An 18,457-nucleotide genomic window follows, 5' to 3' on the forward strand; every position below is an offset into this window, starting at 1 on the left:
GCGCGTTCCTGCACATCACCGCCGCTTCCTTCGCCGGACTCGACGAGAGTTCAGCGAAGGAAGCCCCCGCGACGAACCTCAAGTGGCACCGGGACCTGGTGGTGCCCGCCGCTCGGGTGGGTTTCAGATCACAGTGAGGGGAGAACGGGATGTCCGCCGTGGCCGGGCTGCTCGCGATTCGTGAGCAGGTGTTGGCGGGGCCGAGTGCCGCGGCGACGGAGGCGCAGCACGCCAAGGGGAAGCTGACCGCGCGGGAGCGGATCGGGCTGCTGCTGGACGAGGATTCGTTCAACGAGGTCGAGCCGCTGCGCCGGCACCGGGCGACCGGTTTCGGCCTGGAGGCGAAGAAGCCCTACACCGACGGCGTGATCACCGGCTGGGGCACCGTCCACGGCCGCACGGTGTTCGTCTACGCGCACGACTTCCGGATCTTCGGCGGGGCGCTGGGCGAGGCCCACGCCACGAAGATCCACAAGATCATGGACATGGCCATCGCGACCGGTGCGCCGCTGGTCTCGCTGAACGACGGCGCGGGCGCCCGGATCCAGGAGGGCGTCACCGCGCTCGCCGGCTACGGCGGCATCTTCCAGCGCAACACCCGCGCCTCGGGTGTCATCCCGCAGATCTCCGTGATGCTGGGCCCGTGCGCGGGCGGCGCCGCCTATTCGCCGGCGCTGACCGACTTCGTGTTCATGGTCCGCGAGACCTCGCAGATGTTCATCACGGGACCGGACGTGGTCAAGGCCGTCACCGGCGAGGAGATCACCCAGAACGGTCTGGGCGGCGCGGACGTGCACGCCGAGGTCTCCGGGGTGGCGCACTTCGCCTGCGACGACGAGCGGACCTGCCTGGAGGAGGTCCGCTTCCTGTTGTCGATGCTGCCGCAGAACAACCGCGAGACCCCGCCGGTGGAGATGACCTTCGACCCGGCCGACCGCCGCTGCGAGGCGCTGCTCGACCTGGTCCCGGCCGACGGCAACCGCCCCTACGACATGCGCACGGTGATCGAGGAGCTGGCCGACGAGGGCCAGTTCATGGAGATCCACGAGCGCTGGGCCACCAACGTCATCTGCGCGCTCACCCGCATGGACGGGCAGGTCGTCGGCATCGTCGCCAACCAGCCGCAGTCGCTGGCCGGTGTACTGGACATCCACGCCTCGGAGAAGGCCGCGCGGTTCGTGCAGCTGTGCGACGCCTTCAACATCCCGCTGGTCACCCTGCTGGACGTGCCCGGCTTCCTGCCGGGCGTGGACCAGGAGCACGGCGGGATCATCCGCCACGGCGCCAAGCTGCTGTACGCGTACTGCAACGCCACCGTGCCGCGGATCTCGCTGGTGCTGCGCAAGGCGTACGGCGGCGCGTACATCGTCATGGACTCGCGCTCGGTCGGCGCGGACCTCGCGTTCGCCTGGCCGACCAACGAGATCGCGGTGATGGGTGCCGAGGGCGCCGCCAACGTCGTCTTCCGCCGCGAGATCGCCGCCGCGGACGATCCGGAGGCCAAGCGCGTCGAGCTGGTGCAGCAGTACAAGGACGAGCTGATGCACCCCTACTACGCCGCCGAGCGCGGCCTGGTCGACGACGTGATCGACCCCGCCGGCACCCGCGAGGTGCTCATCCGCTCCCTCCAGATGCTCCGCACCAAACACGCGGACCTCCCCGCCCGCAAGCACGGCAACCCACCCCAGTGAGCGCACCGAAGGGGCAGCAGATGGACCAGGGGGACCTCCGCATCATCCACGGCGACCCCACGCCCGAGGAACTCGCGGCGCTGATCGCGGTCCTGGCGGCCCGCACCGCCGCGCAGGGCGCCGCCGCTCCGCGGTTCGCCCACGGCAGCCGCCGCCCGCAGGCCCGCTGGCGCCGCCTGGAGCGCGTGGCCGGCTACCGCAGCCCCGTCTCCTGGCGCTGACGGCGCCGAAGGAAGCGAACGCTCAGGTCGGCGCCCGCATCCCCGGCACGCGTTTCCTAGCACTCGATGATGTTCACCGCGAGACCGCCGCGGGCCGTCTCCTTGTACTTGACGCTCATGTCGGCGCCGGTCTCCTTCATGGTCTTGATGACCTTGTCGAGGGAGACCAGATGCGAGCCGTCGCCGCGCATCGCCATCCGGGCCGCCGTCACGGCCTTCACCGCGGCCATGCCGTTGCGCTCGATGCACGGGATCTGGACCAGGCCGCCGACCGGGTCGCAGGTCAGGCCGAGGTTGTGCTCCATCCCGATCTCGGCGGCGTTCTCGACCTGCTCGGGGCTGCCGCCCAGCACCTCGGCGAGCGCTCCGGCCGCCATGGAGCAGGCCGAGCCGACCTCGCCCTGGCAGCCGACCTCGGCGCCCGAGATGGAGGCGTTCTCCTTGAACAGCATGCCGATCGCTCCGGCCGCGAGCAGGAACCGTACGACCCCGTCCTCGTCGGCGCCCGGCACGAAGTTGATGTAGTAGTGCAGCACCGCGGGGATGATGCCCGCCGCGCCGTTGGTCGGGGCGGTGACGACCCGGCCGCCCGCCGCGTTCTCCTCGTTCACGGCCATCGCGTAGAGGGTGATCCACTCCATCGCGTGGGCCAGCGGATCGCCCTCGGCGCGCAGCTGGCGGGCGGAGAGGGGGGCACGGCGGCGGACCTTGAGACCGCCGGGCAGGATGCCCTCGCGGGTCATGCCGCGCGAGACGCAGGCCTGCATCACGCGCCAGATCCCGAGGAGCCCCTCGCGGATCTCCTCCTCGGTGCGCCAGGCCCGCTCGTTCTCCAGCATCAGGGCGGAGATCGACAGACCGGTCTCCTTGGTGAGCCGCAGCAGCTCGTCGCCCGTGCGGAACGGGTACTTCAGGACCGTGTCGTCGAGCTTGATGCGGTCCTCGCCGACCGCGTCCTCGTCGACCACGAAGCCGCCGCCGACCGAGTAGTACGTCTTCTCCAGCACGAGGTCGCCCGAGGCGTCGTACGCGAAGATCGTCATGCCGTTGGCGTGGTACGGCAGGGCCTTGCGGCGGTGCAGGATCAGGTCGTCGTCGAAGGAGAAGCCGATCTCGTGCTCGCCGAGCAGCCGGATCCGGCCCGAGGTCCTGATCTGCTCGACGCGCTCGTCGGCGCCCTCCACGTCCACCGTGCGGGGCGAGGCGCCCTCCAGACCGAGCAGCACCGCCTTGGGGGTGCCGTGGCCGTGGCCGGTGGCGCCCAGCGAGCCGTACAGCTCGGCGCGTATCGACGCGACCTGGGCCAGTACGTCCTCGTTGCGCAGGCGCCGGGCGAACATGCGCGCGGCGCGCATCGGGCCCACCGTGTGGGAGCTGGACGGGCCGATGCCGATCGAGAACAGGTCGAAGACCGAGATGGCCACGGGAACTCCTTGCTGGTTTCACCGGACGCCGTTGTCCGGTGGAGGTGGTGCGGGACTGCATGGAACGGGGCACCGCGCTCTGCTTCCAGTGTGCGCGGTGCCCCGGATGTCCGTACGAACACAGACCGTACGGGTGACAAATATATGGCGAGAAGCCTACGAAACTACTTCAGGCCGGGGTACAACGGGTGCTTGTCGGCCAGAGCGGACACACGGGACTTCAGCGAGTCCGTGTCGTAGGCCGGCTTCAGCGTCTCGGCGATGATGTCCGCGACCTCGGTGAAGTCCTCGGCGGTGAAGCCGCGGGTGGCGAGGGCGGGCGTGCCGATGCGCAGGCCGGAGGTGACCATCGGGGGGCGCGGGTCGTTCGGGATGGCGTTGCGGTTGACCGTGATGCCGACCTCGTGGAGGCGGTCCTCGGCCTGCTGCCCGTCCAGCTCGGAGTTGCGCAGGTCGACCAGGACCAGGTGCACGTCCGTGCCCCCGGACAGGACGTCCACGCCGACGGCCTTCACGTCGTCCCGGACCAGACGCTCGGCCAGGATGCGCGCGCCGTCCAGCGTGCGCTGCTGGCGCTCCTTGAAGTCGTCCGAGGCGGCGACCTTGAAGGAGACGGCCTTGGCGGCGATCACGTGCTCCAGGGGGCCGCCCTGGAAGCCCGGGAAGACCGAGGAGTTCAGCTTCTTGGCGAAGCTCTGCTTCGCCAGGATGATCCCGCCGCGCGGGCCGCCGAGCGTCTTGTGCGTGGTGGAGGTGACCACGTCCGCGAACGGGACGGGGTTCGGGTGCAGACCCGCCGCGACCAGACCCGCGAAGTGGGCCATGTCGACCCACAGGAAGGCCTCGACCTCGTCCGCGATCCGGCGGAACTCGGCGAAGTCCAGCTGCCGCGGATACGCCGACCAGCCCGCGATGATGACCTTGGGGCGGTGCTCCTTGGCGAGCCGCTCGACCTCGGCCATGTCGACCAGTCCGGCCTCGTCCACGTGGTACGCGACCACGTTGAACTGCTTGCCGGAGAAGTTCAGCCGCATCCCGTGGGTCAGGTGGCCGCCGTGCGCCAGGTCCAGGCCGAGGATGGTGTCGCCGGGCTGGGCCAGCGCGAACAGCGCAGCCTGGTTGGCGGAGGCGCCCGAGTGGGGCTGCACGTTGGCGTACTCGGCGCCGAACAGGTCCTTGACCCGGTCGATGGCGATCTGCTCGGCCACGTCGACGTGCTCGCAGCCGCCGTAGTAGCGGCGGCCCGGGTAGCCCTCGGCGTACTTGTTGGTCAGGACCGAGCCCTGGGCCTCCATGACCGCGACCGGAGCGAAGTTCTCCGACGCGATCATCTCCAGGGTGGACTGCTGGCGGTGCAGCTCGGCGTCGACGGCGGCGGCGACGTCCGGGTCGAGCTCGTGGAGAGGGGTGTTCATAAGCGACATGCGGGTGACTCCTCAGCCGGCCGTGAAGGCGGTGTACTCGTCGGCGGACATCAGGTCCTCGGGCTCGTCCGCGACGCGCACCTTGAACAGCCAACCGCCCTCGAAGGGAGCGGAGTTGACCAGGGCCGGGTCGTCCACGACGTCCTGGTTGGCCTCGACGACCTCACCGTTCACCGGGGAGTACAGGTCGCTGACCGACTTGGTCGACTCCAGCTCGCCGCAGGACTCGCCCGCGGTCACCGTGTCACCGACCTCCGGGAGCTGGGCGTAGACCACATCGCCGAGCGCGCTGGCCGCGAACTCGGTGATGCCGACCGTCGCGACGCCGTCCTCGGCGACGGACAGCCACTCGTGCTCCTTGCTGTAACGCAGCTGCTGGGGGTTGCTCATGGCCTGAATTCTCCTGTACGCGGTGGAGTGCTGATGGAGGGAAGCGTGGGTGACCGGGCGGATGTGCCCAGGGTCACGTCCGGGGCCCGGGGAGGGGCGCCCGTCAGGACCGGCGCCCGCGGGCATCCGTGTCGTGTCCGGTGCGGACCGGTGTCACTTCTGCCGCTTGTAGAACGGCAGGGCCACGACCTCGTACGGTTCGTGGCTGCCCCGGATGTCCACGCCCACACCGGCGGTGCCCGGCGCGGCGTGCGCGGCGTCGACGTACGCCATGGCGATCGGCTTCCCCAGCGTGGGCGAGGGGGCGCCGGAGGTGATCTCACCGATCACCTCGCCGCCGGCGCCGACCTGGTAGCCGGCGCGCGGCACCCGGCGTCCCTCGGCGATCAGACCCACGAGGACCCGCGGCGGGTTCTGCTCGGCACGGGCGGCGGCCTCCTCGAGCGCCGAGCGCCCCACGAAGTCGCCGTCCTTCTCGAACTTCACGACCCGGCCGAGACCGGCGTCGAAGGGGGTCAGCGAGGTGGTCAGCTCGTGCCCGTACAGCGGCATGCCGGCCTCCAGGCGCAGCGTGTCGCGGCAGGACAGACCGCAGGGGACGAGACCGGCGGGGGTGCCCGCGTCGGTCAGCGCCTGCCAGACCTTCTCGGCGCCGGCGGGGGCGACGAACAGCTCGAAGCCGTCCTCGCCCGTGTAGCCGGTGCGGGCGATCAGGGCCGGGACACCGGCCACCGTGCCCGGCAGGCCCGCGTAGTACTTCAGGCCGTCCAGGTCCGCGTCGGTGACCGCCTTGAGGATGCCGGGGGACTCGGGGCCCTGCACGGCGATCAGCGCGTAGGCGTCACGGTCGTCGCGCACGACGGCGTCGAAACCGGCGGCGCGCTCGGTCAGCGCGTCCAGCACCACCTGGGCGTTGGAGGCGTTGGCGACGACCATGTACTCGTGCTCGGCCAGGCGGTAGACGATCAGGTCGTCCAGGATGCCGCCGTCCTCCTGGCAGATCATGGTGTAGCGGGCGCGGCCGACGCCGACGGTGGCGATGTTGCCGACCAGCGCGTGGTTCAGGAGAGCCGCCGCCTGCGGGCCGGTGACGGTGATCTCGCCCATGTGGGAGAGGTCGAAGAGGCCGGCCTTCGTACGGACGGCGACGTGCTCGTCGCGCTCCGAGCCGTAGCGCAGGGGCATGTCCCAGCCCGCGAAGTCGGTCATGGTCGCGCCGAGCGAACGATGCAGGGCATCGAGCGCGGTGTGGCGGGGTGCGTTGCTGCTCATCGGTCTGGCTCCCAAGGCATGACGGCGAGGTCGTTCCTCCCCATCTGTCATCGGAACCTGAGAGGTTCATCAGGACCCCACGAAACGGTGGTCCTGACTTGCACCTTGGGTGGAGCCACGGTGAGCGGCCCGCTTTTCAGATGTGCCTCGCCCGCGCGGTAACGGGGCCTGAGAGATTCAAGGGAGGGACTTGCTCCTTCGGCGCCCGGGTACACGTACCCAGGACTCTCCCGCGCGGATTCAAGCGGCCGGTATGCAGTTGGCGCGGCCATCATCGCACGCGTTCCCCGATCACGGCAGCCCGCCATCTGTGACACGGCTGTGGCGGTCCGTGCACGGAAAGGAGAAGCGCCGGGCATTACCTTCTCTTTACACTCGGGGGAGATGGAACTCCATGTCCGAGGAGATGGACTCCATGTCCAAGGGGAGGACGGCCACGGTGGACAGGACCACGGCGTACGCGACGACCTCGGGTCTCGCCCTGCCCGAGCAGCCCGGCGCACCGGCCCGGGGGGCCCGCGGACCGCGCCCGGCGGCCGTCGTACGGGATCTGCGCGACCGGGTCGGACGCAGTCCGCACGGGCTGCGCTTCGGCGAGCGCGACCTCGTCGTGGTCACCGGACTGCCCGGCAGCGGCAAGTCGACGCTGATGCGGCGGGCGGTGCGGGGCACGCGCGTCGACTCGCAGGACACCCGCGACCGCTGGGACGGCCGGATGGCCGGACTGCTGCCGTACGCCGTCTACCGCCCCCTGGTCCGCCTCGCGCACTACGCCGGTCTGCGCCGGGCCCTGCGCACGGGCGGCGGACTCGTCGTGCACGACTGCGGTACGCAGGCCTGGGTGCGCCGCTGGCTGGCCCGCGAGGCCAGGCGCCGAGGCGGGGCGCTGCACCTGCTGCTGCTCGACGTCACGCCCGGCACCGCCCTGGAGGGCCAGCGCGAGCGCGGCCGGGGCGTCTCGCGCTACGCCTTCGCCCGTCATCGCGGCGCGCTCGCCCGGCTGCTGAGCGCCGCCGAGCGGGGGGACCTGCCCGAGGGCTGCGGTTCGGCGGTGCTGATCGACCGGCACGCGGCGGACGTGCTGCGCAGGATCGACTTCGGCGGCTGACCGGCGGCGGTGGCCCGTGGGCCCGATGCGCCGGACAGGCCCTAACCTTTCCAGCCGGAACAGTGGTTCGAAGCGGGCGGTGGACAGATGGATTTCCCGGCACAGGCGCACCCCCAGCCGCACGGCGGCTGGCCCGGCAACGAGCTGGAGGAGGTGTTGTCCTCCTCCCTCGGCGTGCCCGCGGGGCCCTCGGCGGCGGCTCGCATCGTCGAGGTGCTCGGCCGCAGCTTCGTCTGGGTGCCGCTGCCGAACGGCGGCGGCCCGCAGAGCGGCGCGCTCGACCTGCCCACGATGGACCTCGGGGGCCAGGTGTACGTCCCCGTCTTCAGCTCCGAGGAGCAGTTCCGCCAGGTCGTCGGCAGCCACATGTCGTTCACGATCGCGCCCGCCGTGGAGTTCGCCCGCGGACTTCCGCCGCAGGTGGGCATCGCGGTGAACCCGGACGGCGTGGTCGGCGTGCCGCTGCCGCCGCCAGCCGTCGCCGAACTGTGCCGGGCCGGGCGGACCGAGCTGGACGGGTCGGCCGGCGGGGGCCGGGTGCGGCTCTTCGAGCCCGACTGGCAGGACGACCCGATGGACTTCCTGGCGGCGGCCTCCGCGGAGTTCGCCGCGACCGGCGTCGTCCTGAGCGCCCGCCGCTGTCTGGCCAGCATCGAGGGCGACGAACCCGTCATGTTCGTCGGCGTCGAGCTGTCGACGTGGGAGGGCGACGTCCGGGCCCTGCCGCTGGACGCCCTGGGCCGCGCCCTCGGCCGGGTTCCGGTGAACATTCCGGTGAACCTGGTCCTGCTCGACGTGACGCAGGACCCGGTCGGTGACTGGATGCGGGCCCAGGTGCGCCCCTTCTACCAGCACGGTCACTGAGCGGCGGCCGCCCGGAGGACGCCGGGCGGGGGCGTCCGCCCGCGGCACGGGGGCCGGGCCGGCCCGCACGGCGGTTTCCGGCTCTCTCCCGCTTCCCCCGGCGGAGCACGATCGCCGCATAAGCTGGTTTCATGGCCTGGACGAGGCGTTGACGCACATCGGTGACCGGTGCCTCGGGCGTAAGGGATGAGTTCGTCGTGAATTGTTCGCGAAGGGGCGGTTGAGGGTGAGCGCGTCGGGCACGGCCGCGGCCGGGCAGGTCGAGCACATGCTGCGCCAGGTGACGCCCGGGCGTTACGACGCCTACGAGGCGCTCCTTCGCGCGCTCGCGACCCCGTCCTCCGGCCAGGTGTGGATGCTCCTGTGGCACGGCCAGGCCGGCTCCCCGGACGCCCAGTACGGGAACATGCCGGTGGACGGCTTCGGGTACGCGCCCTGCGTCACCTCGGCCCAGGAACTCTCGGCCAGCGGCTGGAACCGCAGCTACGAGGTCGTGGACGCGCTGGACGTCGCCCGGACCCTGTATCCCGACCAGTTCGGGCTCTGGCTCAATCCGCACGCTCCGGGCGGCGGCCTCGGTGTGCCCTGGCTGGATCTGCGCCGCATCGCCACGGGCCTCGAGCGCCAGCCCGCCGGTCCGCTCCGGCTGTCCGAACCCGCCATCGAGATCCCGCAGTTCTACGCGCTGATCACGCAGAACGCCCATCTCACCCCGGCCGTGCGGTCGTTGCGCCGCGCCTGGGTCCAGCCCGCCTTCGGCACGCCGTACCTGGCCATCGGCCTTGACGTGTACGACACTTCACCGCCCGCCGTCGACTCGGTGCGGGCGATGATGCAGCGGTCGATCGGCGCCGTCCCGGACGGGCTCCCGGTCTCCACCGTCGCGATGTCGGACGAGTTCGACCCGGTGGCGATGTGGCTGCGCGCGAACGCACGCCCGTTCTACGACCGAGAGGCCCACGGGGCCCCGGCGCACGGACACGGGGGCCCGGCGCCGCGCGGCGCCGCGTACTGACCGGCCGCGCCGGGCTCCCGGCGTGACCGGCCTGACGTCGCAAGAAGGAAGCCGCCCCGCCCTCGACCGGGGCGGGGCGGCTTTTTGTCGCCGTCACACGGCGGGATCTACTCCGTGACCGTGCCTGTTCCGCACGCCACGGGAGTGGTGTCGTTGGCTCCGTCGACCGTGCACACCTCGACGAAGTACGTCGTCCCCGCCTGGATGTCGTAGTGGAACGAGGCGATGGTGCTGTCCGCGCCCGTTCCGTCGTAGGCCCACGCGAGCCTCTGGCCCGCGTAGTGGATCTCCCCGCGCACACCGTGCCCGTCGGCGTACGTGTCCCACACGAAGAAATTGTCCGCGTCGTCGTTGAACGTCAGCTCGCCCACGACCCTGCCGCTGCTGTTGGTGACGTACGCGACGCGTCCGGTGGGTGTTCCGGCGTGCGCGGCTCCGGCCGTGGCCATGGTCAGGAGCACGGCGCAGGCGCCGCCCAAGAGCGTCCGAGTGGTCAACTTCCGCAAAACAGCCCCCAGTTTCGTAATCGATCGGTTGATCGATTTCCTGGGAAAGTTATCGGATCTTCACATTGAGGGGCAAGGGAAGAGGTCTCGCGTGGCGAAGGTGACCGATCGTGGTCCATGGGTGGCTGGAAGGGATCGTGTGGCGATTTGGTGCAAGCGTGACCGGTGTCATCCGACTGTGCGCCGAGATGTCCTGGTTGCGACAGTTCGCTCCTTGATATCCGCCGTCCGAATAACGGAACCTTCCAGATGGCGTCACGTTTGCGCATCCATTGACTGCCAAGTCTGGCAACGGATCGCCAAAGCACTGAAGACTTCCGGTCTCCAGGGGTTTAACTCCTGAGTACTACGGACTGATCACGCCGCCACAGCGGCAAGCGCGGGCCGGCTACCGCCGGTTGAGAGGGGTCCCTGCCAGATGACGGCACCATTGCACGAGCCGACCGCGGAAGCGGCCCCAGGCGCGGCCGAGGAAGCGACGGTTGCCACCGTCGACGAAAAGGCCGTACAGGGACGTTCCCTGGGCCGGATCGCCTGGGAGCGCCTGAAGCGGGACAAGCTCGCTCTGACGGGCGGTGTGGTCGTACTCGCCCTCATCGTGGTCGCTCTGCTCGCACCGGTGCTCACCCACCTGGTCGGGCAGGACCCGGACGCCTACCACGAGAACCTGATCGACCCGCTCTTCGGCACCCCCCGGGGATCGTTGGGCGGGGTCAGCGGTGACCACCTGCTGGGTGTCGAGCCGGTCAACGGCCGTGACATCTTCGCCCGCATCCTCTACGGCGCTCAGATCTCCCTGCTCGTCGGCTTCCTGTCCGCGGTCGTCGCCGTCATTTTCGGCACCGTCCTCGGAATCCTGGCCGGCTTCTTCGGTGGCTGGGTCGACTCGCTCATCAGCCGTGTCATGGACGGCCTGCTGGCCTTCCCGCAGCTCCTGTTCATCATCGCTCTGGTCTCCGTCATGCCGAACGCCATGCTCGGCCTGACCGGCTCCAGCGTGCGGGTGTTCGTGATGATCCTGGTCATCGGTTTCTTCGGCTGGCCCTATATCGGGCGCGTCGTCCGAGGCCAGACGCTTTCGATGCGTGAGCGCGAGTACGTCGAGGCGGCCCGCTCCCTGGGTGCCGGGCGGCTGTACATCCTCTTCAAGGAACTGCTGCCCAACCTGGTGGCCCCGATCATCGTCTACACGACGATGATGATCCCCACCAACATCCTCACCGAAGCGGCGCTCAGCTTCCTGGGCGTGGGCGTCAAGCCGCCCACCGCTTCCTGGGGACAGATGCTCTCGAACGCGATCGATTACTACGACTCGGACCCGATGTACATGGTGGTCCCGGGTGTGGCGATCTTCATCACCGTTCTTGCCTTCAACCTCTTCGGCGACGGCGTGCGGGACGCGCTGGACCCGAAGGGTTCCCGCTGAACCGCCGTACCCCCAGCCTCCCGTGGCACATACACGGGTTTTCTCATCAAATCCGGAGGATCCGAGATCGTGACTACCCAACGCACCTCAGGGCGGCGCAAGCAGGCGTTGGCCGCTGCTGTCGCGGTCGCCGCGCTGCTGACCACGGCGGCGTGCGGCGGCGGCAATGACGGCAACGGCGGCGGCTCCAAGAACGGCGCGGCCGGCTTCGATGCCGCCAACAACAAGGTCGCCCAGGCCTCGCTGGCCAAGAAGGGCGGGACGCTCCGGTTCGGTGGCGCCCAGGACGCCGACTCGTGGGACACCACGCGCGGCTACTACGGCTTCATGTGGAACTTCGCCCGCTACTACAGCCGTCAGCTTGTCACGAACAAGACCGAGGCGGGCAAGACCGGCGCCGAGGTCACCCCGGACCTCGCGACCGGCGTCGCGAAGGTCACCGACGGCGGCAAGACCTACACGTACACCCTGCGTGACGGTGTCACGTGGGAGGACGGCCAGGCGATCACGTCCAAGGACGTCAAGTACGGCATCGAGCGCGTCTGGGCGCAGGACGTGCTGTCCGGCGGTCCCGTCTACCTGAAGGACGTCCTCGACCCCAAGGGCGAGTACAAGGGCCCGTACAAGGACACCTCCAAGGACAAGCTCGGTCTGAAGGCGATCGACACGCCGGACGACAAGACCATCGTCTTCCACCTCCCGAAGGCCAACTCGGACTTCGAGGAGATGCTGGCCCTGGTCTCGGCGTCCCCGGTCCGCCAGGACAAGGACACCAAGTCCAAGTACGGCCTGCACCCGTTCTCCTCGGGCCCGTACAAGTTCGACTCGTACAACCCCGGCAAGGACCTGACCCTGGTCCGCAACACCTCGTGGAAGGCCGCCTCGGACCCGATCCGCAAGGCCTACCCGGACAAGATCACGGTCAAGTTCTTCTCGAACGCCAACGACCTGGACCAGCGTCTGATCAACAATGACCTGGACCTGGACATCAACCAGACCGGCATGTCGCCGCAGGGCCGCACCACCGCCCTGAAGCAGCACAAGGCCAACCTGGACAACCCGGTCTCCGGCTACGTCCGTTACGCCGCCTTCCCGCAGAGCGTGAAGCCGTTCGACAACGTCGAGTGCCGCAAGGCCGTGATCTACGGCGCCGACCACGTCTCGCTCCAGACCGCGCGCGGTGGCCCGGTCGCCGGTGGCGACATCGGCACCAACATGCTGCCGCCGTCGGTCGCGGGTGCCGAGGGTCAGAAGTACGACCCCTACGCCATCGCGGGCGAGAACAAGAACGGCAACGTGGCCAAGGCCAAGGAGGCCCTGAAGGCCTGCGGCAAGCCGAACGGTTTCTCGACCACCATCGCCGTGCGCAACAACAAGCCGGTCGAGGTGGCCACGGCCCAGTCGCTCCAGGCGTCGCTGAAGAAGATCGGCATCACCGCCCAGATCGACCAGTACGACGGCTCGCAGACCACCGGCATCATCGGTAGCCCCGCCAACGTGAAGAAGAAGGGCTACGGCATCATCGTGATGGGCTGGGGCCCGGACTTCCCGTCCGTGCAGGGCTTCGGTCTTCCGCTGTGGGACAGCAAGTACATCCTCGACAGCGGTAACTCGAACTACTCGCTGATCAAGGACAAGGCGATCGACGGCCTGTTCGACAGCTACGTCACCACCCTGGACGCGGCGGGCAAGACCAAGATCTCCACGGAGATCAACCACAAGGTCATGGAGGGCGCGTACTACCTGCCCTTCACCTTCGAGAAGTTCATCAACTGGCGCGGGAACAACCTGGCGAACGTGTACACCACCGATGGCTACAGCGGTATGTACGACTTCGTCAACCTCGGCCTGAAGTCCGCGAAGTAAACCCGGCACACCCGCCGTACGGCACGAAAGGCAGGTGAAGGCCGGCGCGGCGTGACCGCGGGCCATCGGACGACCTCCGATGGCCCGCGGTCCCGCAGCGGGCCGTAAGCTGTGCTCGCTTACCTCATCAGGCGGCTGTTCGCCGCCGCAGTGATGCTCGTGGTCATCGTCATGGTGGTCTTCTGCATCTTCTTCCTCGTCCCGAAGTGGGCGGGCGTCGACGTCGCCACAAGCTTCGTGGGCAAGCAGGCCGACCCCGCGGCCGTAGAAGCCGTACGGCAGAAGCTGGGCCTGGGCGACCCGATCTACCAGCAGGTCTGGGCGTTCTTCAAGGGCATCTTCGTGGGTCGCACCTATGCGGGCGGCGGTGACGTCACACACTGTGCCGCGCCGTGCTTCGGCTACTCCTTCCGCAGCGAGCAGGCCGTCTGGCCGGTGCTGACCGACCGCTTCCCGGTGACCCTGGGACTCGCGCTCGGCGCCGCAGTGCTCTGGCTCGTCTTCGGTGTCGCCGCGGGCGTGCTCTCCGCGCTCAAGCGGGGCAGCCTGTGGGACCGCGGTGCCATGGTCGTCGCCCTGGCGGGTGTCTCCCTTCCCATCTACTTCACCGGCCTGCTCAGCCTGGCCGTCTTCGTCTTCGGGCTGAAGTGGTTCGACGGCGAGTACGTGCCGCTCGACCAGAGCTTCACCGGCTGGCTCGGCGGCATGATCCTTCCCTGGATCACCCTCGCGTTCCTCTACGCGGCGATGTACGCCCGGATCACCCGCGCCAACATGCTGGAGATCCTCGGCGAGGACTACATCCGCACCGCCCGCGCGAAGGGTCTCGGCGAGCGAGTCGTCATCGGCAAGCACGCCATGCGCTCCACGATGACGCCCATCCTCACCATGCTCGGTATGGACCTCGGCGCCCTCATCGGCGGCGCGATCCTGACCGAGACGACGTTCAGCCTGCCGGGTCTCGGCCAGGCCGTGCTCAACGGCATCAAGAACCAGGACCTGCCCATCATTCTGGGCGTCACCCTGATCACCTCGCTGGCGGTGCTCATAGCCAACCTGCTGGTGGATGTTCTGTATGCCGTGATCGACCCTCGAGTGAGGCTCTCATGACCGAACTCAGCAAGAGCGGAGCGGCCGTGGGCGAGCCCACGGCCACGTCGCCCGCATCGAGCTCGTTCCTCGAAGTACGTGACCTGAAGGTCCACTTCCCGACCGACGACGGCCTCGTGAAGTCCGTCGACGGACTCAGCTTCAAGCTGGAGCGAGGCAAGACCCTCGGCATCGTCGGCGAGTCGGGCTCCGGCAAGTCGGTCACCTCGCTCGGCATCATGGGGCTGCACACCGCCGGGCAGTACGGCAAGCGCAAGGCGCAGATCTCGGGTGAGATCTGGCTGGACGGCACGGAGCTGCTGTCCGCGGACCCCGACCACGTGCGCAAGCTGCGTGGCCGGCAGATGGCGATGATCTTCCAGGATCCGCTGTCGGCGCTGCACCCGTACTACACGATCGGTCAGCAGATCGTGGAGGCGTACCGCATCCACCACAAGGTGGACAAGAAGACGGCCAAGCGCCGAGCCGTCGAGATGCTCGACCGGGTGGGCATCCCCCAGCCGGACAAGCGTGTCGACAACTACCCGCACGAGTTCTCCGGCGGTATGCGCCAGCGCGCGATGATCGCGATGTCGCTGGTCAACAACCCCGAACTGCTCATCGCGGACGAGCCGACGACTGCCCTGGACGTGACCGTCCAGGCGCAGATCCTCGACCTGATTCGCGACCTGCAAAAGGAGTTCGGCTCCGCGGTCATCGTCATCACCCACGACCTGGGCGTCGTCGCCGAACTGGCCGACGACATCCTGGTGATGTACGGCGGGCGCTGCATCGAGCGCGGGCCGGCCGAGAAGGTGTTCTACGAGCCCCGGCACCCCTACACGTGGGGCCTGCTCGGCTCGATGCCGCGGCTCGACCGCGATCAGCAGGAGCGCCTCATCCCGGTCAAGGGCTCTCCGCCCTCCCTCATCAACATCCCGTCCGGCTGCGCCTTCAACCCGCGTTGCCCGTACGCGGACCTGCCGAAGGACAACGTCACCCGCACGGTTCGCCCCGAGCTGACCGAGGTCGGCAGCCAGCACTGGGCCGCCTGCCACATGACGCAGGAGCAGCGGGAGCGTATCTGGACCGAAGAGATTGCGCCGAAGCTGTGAGCGAGAACAAAGCAGTGAGCATTCCTGCGCAGAGCACAGGCTCCCAGCCCGCCGCTTCCGGTGAGACCCTGCTGAAGGTGACCGGGCTCCAGAAGCACTTCCCGATCAAGAAGGGCCTGCTCCAGCGGCAGGTCGGCGCCGTGCACGCGGTGGACGGGATCGACTTCGAGGTCAAGGCCGGCGAGACGCTCGGTGTCGTCGGAGAGTCGGGTTGCGGCAAGTCGACGATGGGTCGGCTGATCACTCGGCTGCTCGAACCGACGAGTGGCAAGATCGAGTTCGAGGGCAGGGACATCACGCACCTCGGTGTGGGCGGGATGCGTCCGCTGCGCCGTGACGTGCAGATGATCTTCCAGGACCCCTACTCGTCGCTCAATCCGCGCCACACCATCGGCACCATCGTGGGTGCGCCCTTCAAGCTCCAGGGTGTCGACCCCAAGGGCGGTATCAAGAAGGAAGTCCAGCGACTGCTGTCGGTGGTCGGCCTGAACCCCGAGCACTACAACCGCTACCCGCACGAGTTCTCCGGCGGTCAGCGGCAGCGCATCGGTATCGCCCGCGCGCTCGCGCTCAACCCCAAGCTGGTCGTGGCGGACGAGCCGGTCTCGGCGTTGGACGTGTCGATCCAGGCTCAGGTCGTCAACCTGCTGGACGACCTCCAGCAGGAGCTCGGACTGACGTACGTGATCATCGCGCACGACCTCTCGGTCGTCCGGCACGTCTCGGACCGGATCGCGGTGATGTACCTCGGCAAGATCGTCGAGCTGGCGGACCGCGAGTCGCTGTACAAGGCGCCGATGCACCCGTACACCAAGGCTCTGATGTCGGCGGTGCCGATCCCGGACCCGCGGCGGAAGAACGAGAAGAGCGAGCGCATCCTCCTGCAAGGGGACGTGCCCTCGCCGATCTCCCCGCCGAGCGGCTGCCGCTTCCACACGCGGTGCTGGAAGGCGACGCAGATCTGCAAGACGGCCGAGCCGCCGCTCCTGGAGCTGAAGCCCGGTCAGCAGGTCGCCTGTCACCACCCCGAGAACTTCGAGGACCAGGCCCCGCAGGACACGGTGCTGCTGTCCGTCGCGAAGAAGGCGGCCGAGCTCGTGGCCGACGAGGTGCTGGCGGAGTCCGCGGAGACGTCGGCGGCGGTGGCCGCGGAACGACAGACCGGCGAGACCCCCGCCGAGGGATCCACGGAGGCCGCGGCCGAGGAGCCCTCCGACGAGGCCGGCTCCGAGGAACCGGGCGCGTCGGAGGAATCGGCGAGCGACCCCCAGAAGTAGGAGAGGCGCAGCGTCGCGGACGACGCGACCATGCCCACACGTATGCCCCGGCGGCCAGGGAACTGGCCGCCGGGGCATACGTGTTGGTGAACATGGATCAGCTGCCGACGCCGATGCGTTCCATCCGGCATGCGCCGATCAGGAACTGGTCTCCCGGAATTCGTGCGGTTCGCGGGTGGTGGGTGTCCGGGGCGGTGGTGGACGGTGGTGCGGAAGCCGATCGTCAGGAGTCAACCGGCAAGTAGGCCGTGACGACTTGGCAAAGTCATGAACATGCCCGAGCGGGAGAGTGCAGAGTCCTGCGTGTCCGTCTGATCGGAAACGATCGGCACACGTACGAAAGGGACGCGAAATGGCACTCTCCCGTTCGGCACGTTTAGGTTCGCTCGCCACCGCGGCGGCCTCCCTCTTCCTCGTCGCCGCCTCCTCCGCCCCCACCCCCGGCGCGGACGGCATCGGTGACTCGTACTTCCCCCAGCTCGGCAACAGCGGCTTCGACGCCCGCCACTACGCCCTGGACGTGGCGTACAACCCCGACACCGACCGTCTCGACGGCCGCACCACCCTCACCGCCCGCGCCACCCAGAACCTCTCCGCCTTCGACCTCGACCTCCAGAAGCTGGAGGTCACGAGGATCGAGGTGAACGGCAGAACGGCCCGCTTCACGCGGGAGGGCGACGAGATCCACATCACCCCGCGCGGCCCGCTGGCCAAGGGCAAGGACTTCACGGTGACCGTCACCTACGGCGGCGTCCCCGAGGCCCTGAACGGCCCGATCGTCTTCGGCTCCGACTACGGGTGGATGAAGACCCCGGACGGCGTCTTCGTCGCCTGCGAGCCCAACGCCGCCTCCACCTGGTTCCCCTCCAGCGACCACCCCTCCGACAAGGCGACCTACGACATCCGCATCACGGCGCCCAAGGGCCTGACGGGGGTTTCCAACGGACGCCTGATATCGACCCGGGACAAGGGCGGCCTGACCGTCACGCACTGGCGCGAGAGCCGGCCCATGGCCACCTACCTCGCGACGGCGACCATCGGGAAGTTCGACGTGAGGACCGGGAAGACCCCGGCCGGGACGCCGATCTACGTCGCCGTCGACCCGGTGCTCGCGGGCAGCAACAGCGTCGACGTGTACGCCGTCACCGCCGAGGCCACCGACTACTGGTCGCAGCTGTTCGGCCCGTACCCGTTCGAGGAGACCGGGGCCATCGTCGACGACATGCCCGAGGCCGGCTTCTCGCTGGAGGTCCAGTCCAAGCCCGCGTACTCGGCGGTGCGTTCGGAGACGACCATCGTGCACGAGCTGGCCCACCAGTGGTTCGGCGACTCCGTCTCGGTGGCCCACTGGAAGGACATCTGGCTGAACGAGGGCTTCGCGACCTACGCCCAGTGGCTGTGGGCGGAGCACAGGGGCACCCGCTCGGCGCACGACTCGTTCCTCGCCGGGTACAACCAGCGGCCCGCGGACTCCTCCTTCTGGCAGACCACGGTCGCCGACCCGCAGCGCGACACCATGTTCGCCTCCGCGGTCTACCAGCGGGGCGCGATGACGCTCCAGATGCTGCGCGAGCGCATCGGCGACACCGCGTTCTTCAAGCTGCTGCCCGCGTGGACGAAGCTGCACCGGTACGGCAACGCGAGCACCTCCCAGTTCATCGCGCTGGCCGAGAAGATCTCCGGGCAGCAGCTCGACGATCTCTTCCAGACCTGGCTGTTCACCACAGGCAAGCCCGCCCTCTGACCCGTCCTTCGTAAGGCGCACACCC

At 69.0% G+C, this 18,457-nt stretch carries 16 protein-coding genes and 1 riboswitch; of the genes, 11 read left to right on the plus strand and 5 right to left on the minus strand.

Annotated elements, in window-relative coordinates; translation table 11 throughout:
* Window positions 1-149 precede the first annotated feature (149 nt).
* Together WJM95_RS23135 and WJM95_RS23140 are read left to right on the plus strand one after the other, a co-directional pair.
* Entirely contained in the window at window positions 150-1,691 is a 1,542-nt protein-coding gene (locus tag WJM95_RS23135) for an acyl-CoA carboxylase subunit beta (protein WP_339131721.1), read from the plus strand.
* Window positions 1,692-1,711: 20 nt separating this feature from the next.
* The gene (locus tag WJM95_RS23140; RefSeq protein ID WP_339135788.1) at window positions 1,712-1,912 is read left to right on the plus strand and encodes an acyl-CoA carboxylase epsilon subunit; all 201 of its coding nucleotides are present in this window, start codon (window positions 1,712-1,714) and stop codon (window positions 1,910-1,912) included.
* A gap of 56 nt (window positions 1,913-1,968) precedes the next feature.
* Here the strand turns inward: WJM95_RS23140 and WJM95_RS23145 are convergent, their stop codons facing one another.
* From WJM95_RS23145 to gcvT, 4 genes are all read right to left on the minus strand, one after another.
* Window positions 1,969-3,336 carry an L-serine ammonia-lyase gene (locus WJM95_RS23145; protein ID WP_339131722.1) on the minus strand — a complete coding sequence of 456 codons (1,368 nt, stop codon included), beginning with the start codon at window positions 3,334-3,336 and terminating at the stop codon, window positions 1,969-1,971.
* A 164-nt stretch (window positions 3,337-3,500) separates the two neighbouring features.
* Window positions 3,501-4,760: a serine hydroxymethyltransferase gene (gene glyA / locus WJM95_RS23150; protein ID WP_339131723.1), complete on the minus strand. Its 1,260-nt coding sequence runs from the start codon at window positions 4,758-4,760 to the stop codon at window positions 3,501-3,503.
* Window positions 4,761-4,772: 12 nt separating this feature from the next.
* Complete coding sequence (gcvH, locus tag WJM95_RS23155) at window positions 4,773-5,150, minus strand: glycine cleavage system protein GcvH (RefSeq protein ID WP_339131724.1); 378 nt, start codon at window positions 5,148-5,150, stop codon at window positions 4,773-4,775.
* A 153-nt stretch (window positions 5,151-5,303) separates the two neighbouring features.
* Window positions 5,304-6,422 carry a glycine cleavage system aminomethyltransferase GcvT gene (gene gcvT / locus WJM95_RS23160; RefSeq protein WP_339131725.1) on the minus strand — a complete coding sequence of 373 codons (1,119 nt, stop codon included), beginning with the start codon at window positions 6,420-6,422 and terminating at the stop codon, window positions 5,304-5,306.
* Between the two features lie 146 nt (window positions 6,423-6,568).
* A riboswitch (glycine riboswitch) is annotated at window positions 6,569-6,665 on the minus strand.
* Window positions 6,666-6,816: 151 nt separating this feature from the next.
* Between gcvT and WJM95_RS23165 the strand changes: the two genes are divergently transcribed.
* From WJM95_RS23165 to WJM95_RS23175, 3 genes are all read left to right on the plus strand, one after another.
* Complete coding sequence (locus WJM95_RS23165; protein ID WP_339131726.1) at window positions 6,817-7,530, plus strand: AAA family ATPase; 714 nt, start codon at window positions 6,817-6,819, stop codon at window positions 7,528-7,530.
* An 87-nt stretch (window positions 7,531-7,617) separates the two neighbouring features.
* Entirely contained in the window at window positions 7,618-8,394 is a 777-nt protein-coding gene (locus WJM95_RS23170) for an enhanced serine sensitivity protein SseB (RefSeq protein ID WP_339131727.1), read from the plus strand.
* Between the two features lie 226 nt (window positions 8,395-8,620).
* The gene (locus WJM95_RS23175; protein ID WP_339131728.1) at window positions 8,621-9,409 is read left to right on the plus strand and encodes an enhanced serine sensitivity protein SseB C-terminal domain-containing protein; all 789 of its coding nucleotides are present in this window, start codon (window positions 8,621-8,623) and stop codon (window positions 9,407-9,409) included.
* Between the two features lie 107 nt (window positions 9,410-9,516).
* On the opposite strand, the gene WJM95_RS23180 is transcribed toward WJM95_RS23175, so the two are convergent.
* Complete coding sequence (locus WJM95_RS23180) at window positions 9,517-9,906, minus strand: hypothetical protein (protein WP_339131729.1); 390 nt, start codon at window positions 9,904-9,906, stop codon at window positions 9,517-9,519.
* Between the two features lie 427 nt (window positions 9,907-10,333).
* Here WJM95_RS23180 and WJM95_RS23185 point away from each other — a divergent pair, with 427 nt between their 5' ends.
* The 6 genes from WJM95_RS23185 to WJM95_RS23210 all read left to right on the plus strand — a co-directional run bounded on the left by WJM95_RS23185 (window position 10,334) and on the right by WJM95_RS23210 (window position 18,432).
* Window positions 10,334-11,341, plus strand: a complete 1,008-nt coding sequence (locus WJM95_RS23185; RefSeq protein ID WP_339131730.1) for an ABC transporter permease — start codon at window positions 10,334-10,336, stop codon at window positions 11,339-11,341.
* Window positions 11,342-11,410: 69 nt separating this feature from the next.
* Complete coding sequence (locus tag WJM95_RS23190; protein ID WP_339131731.1) at window positions 11,411-13,207, plus strand: ABC transporter substrate-binding protein; 1,797 nt, start codon at window positions 11,411-11,413, stop codon at window positions 13,205-13,207.
* Window positions 13,208-13,318: 111 nt separating this feature from the next.
* A complete protein-coding gene (locus WJM95_RS23195; protein ID WP_339131732.1) occupies window positions 13,319-14,317 on the plus strand; it encodes an ABC transporter permease in 999 nt (332 codons plus the stop codon).
* Window positions 14,314-15,411, plus strand: a complete 1,098-nt coding sequence (locus WJM95_RS23200; protein WP_339131733.1) for an ABC transporter ATP-binding protein — start codon at window positions 14,314-14,316, stop codon at window positions 15,409-15,411. Before WJM95_RS23195 ends, WJM95_RS23200 begins: the two co-directional genes overlap by 4 nt.
* 14 nt (window positions 15,412-15,425) lie before the next feature.
* Window positions 15,426-16,688, plus strand: a complete 1,263-nt coding sequence (locus tag WJM95_RS23205) for a dipeptide ABC transporter ATP-binding protein (protein ID WP_339131734.1) — start codon at window positions 15,426-15,428, stop codon at window positions 16,686-16,688.
* Window positions 16,689-17,040: 352 nt separating this feature from the next.
* Window positions 17,041-18,432: a M1 family metallopeptidase gene (locus WJM95_RS23210; RefSeq protein WP_339131735.1), complete on the plus strand. Its 1,392-nt coding sequence runs from the start codon at window positions 17,041-17,043 to the stop codon at window positions 18,430-18,432.
* Window positions 18,433-18,457: the final 25 nt, after the last annotated feature.

The organism is Streptomyces sp. f51 (genome assembly GCF_037940415.1).
Lineage (GTDB): Bacteria > Actinomycetota > Actinomycetes > Streptomycetales > Streptomycetaceae > Streptomyces.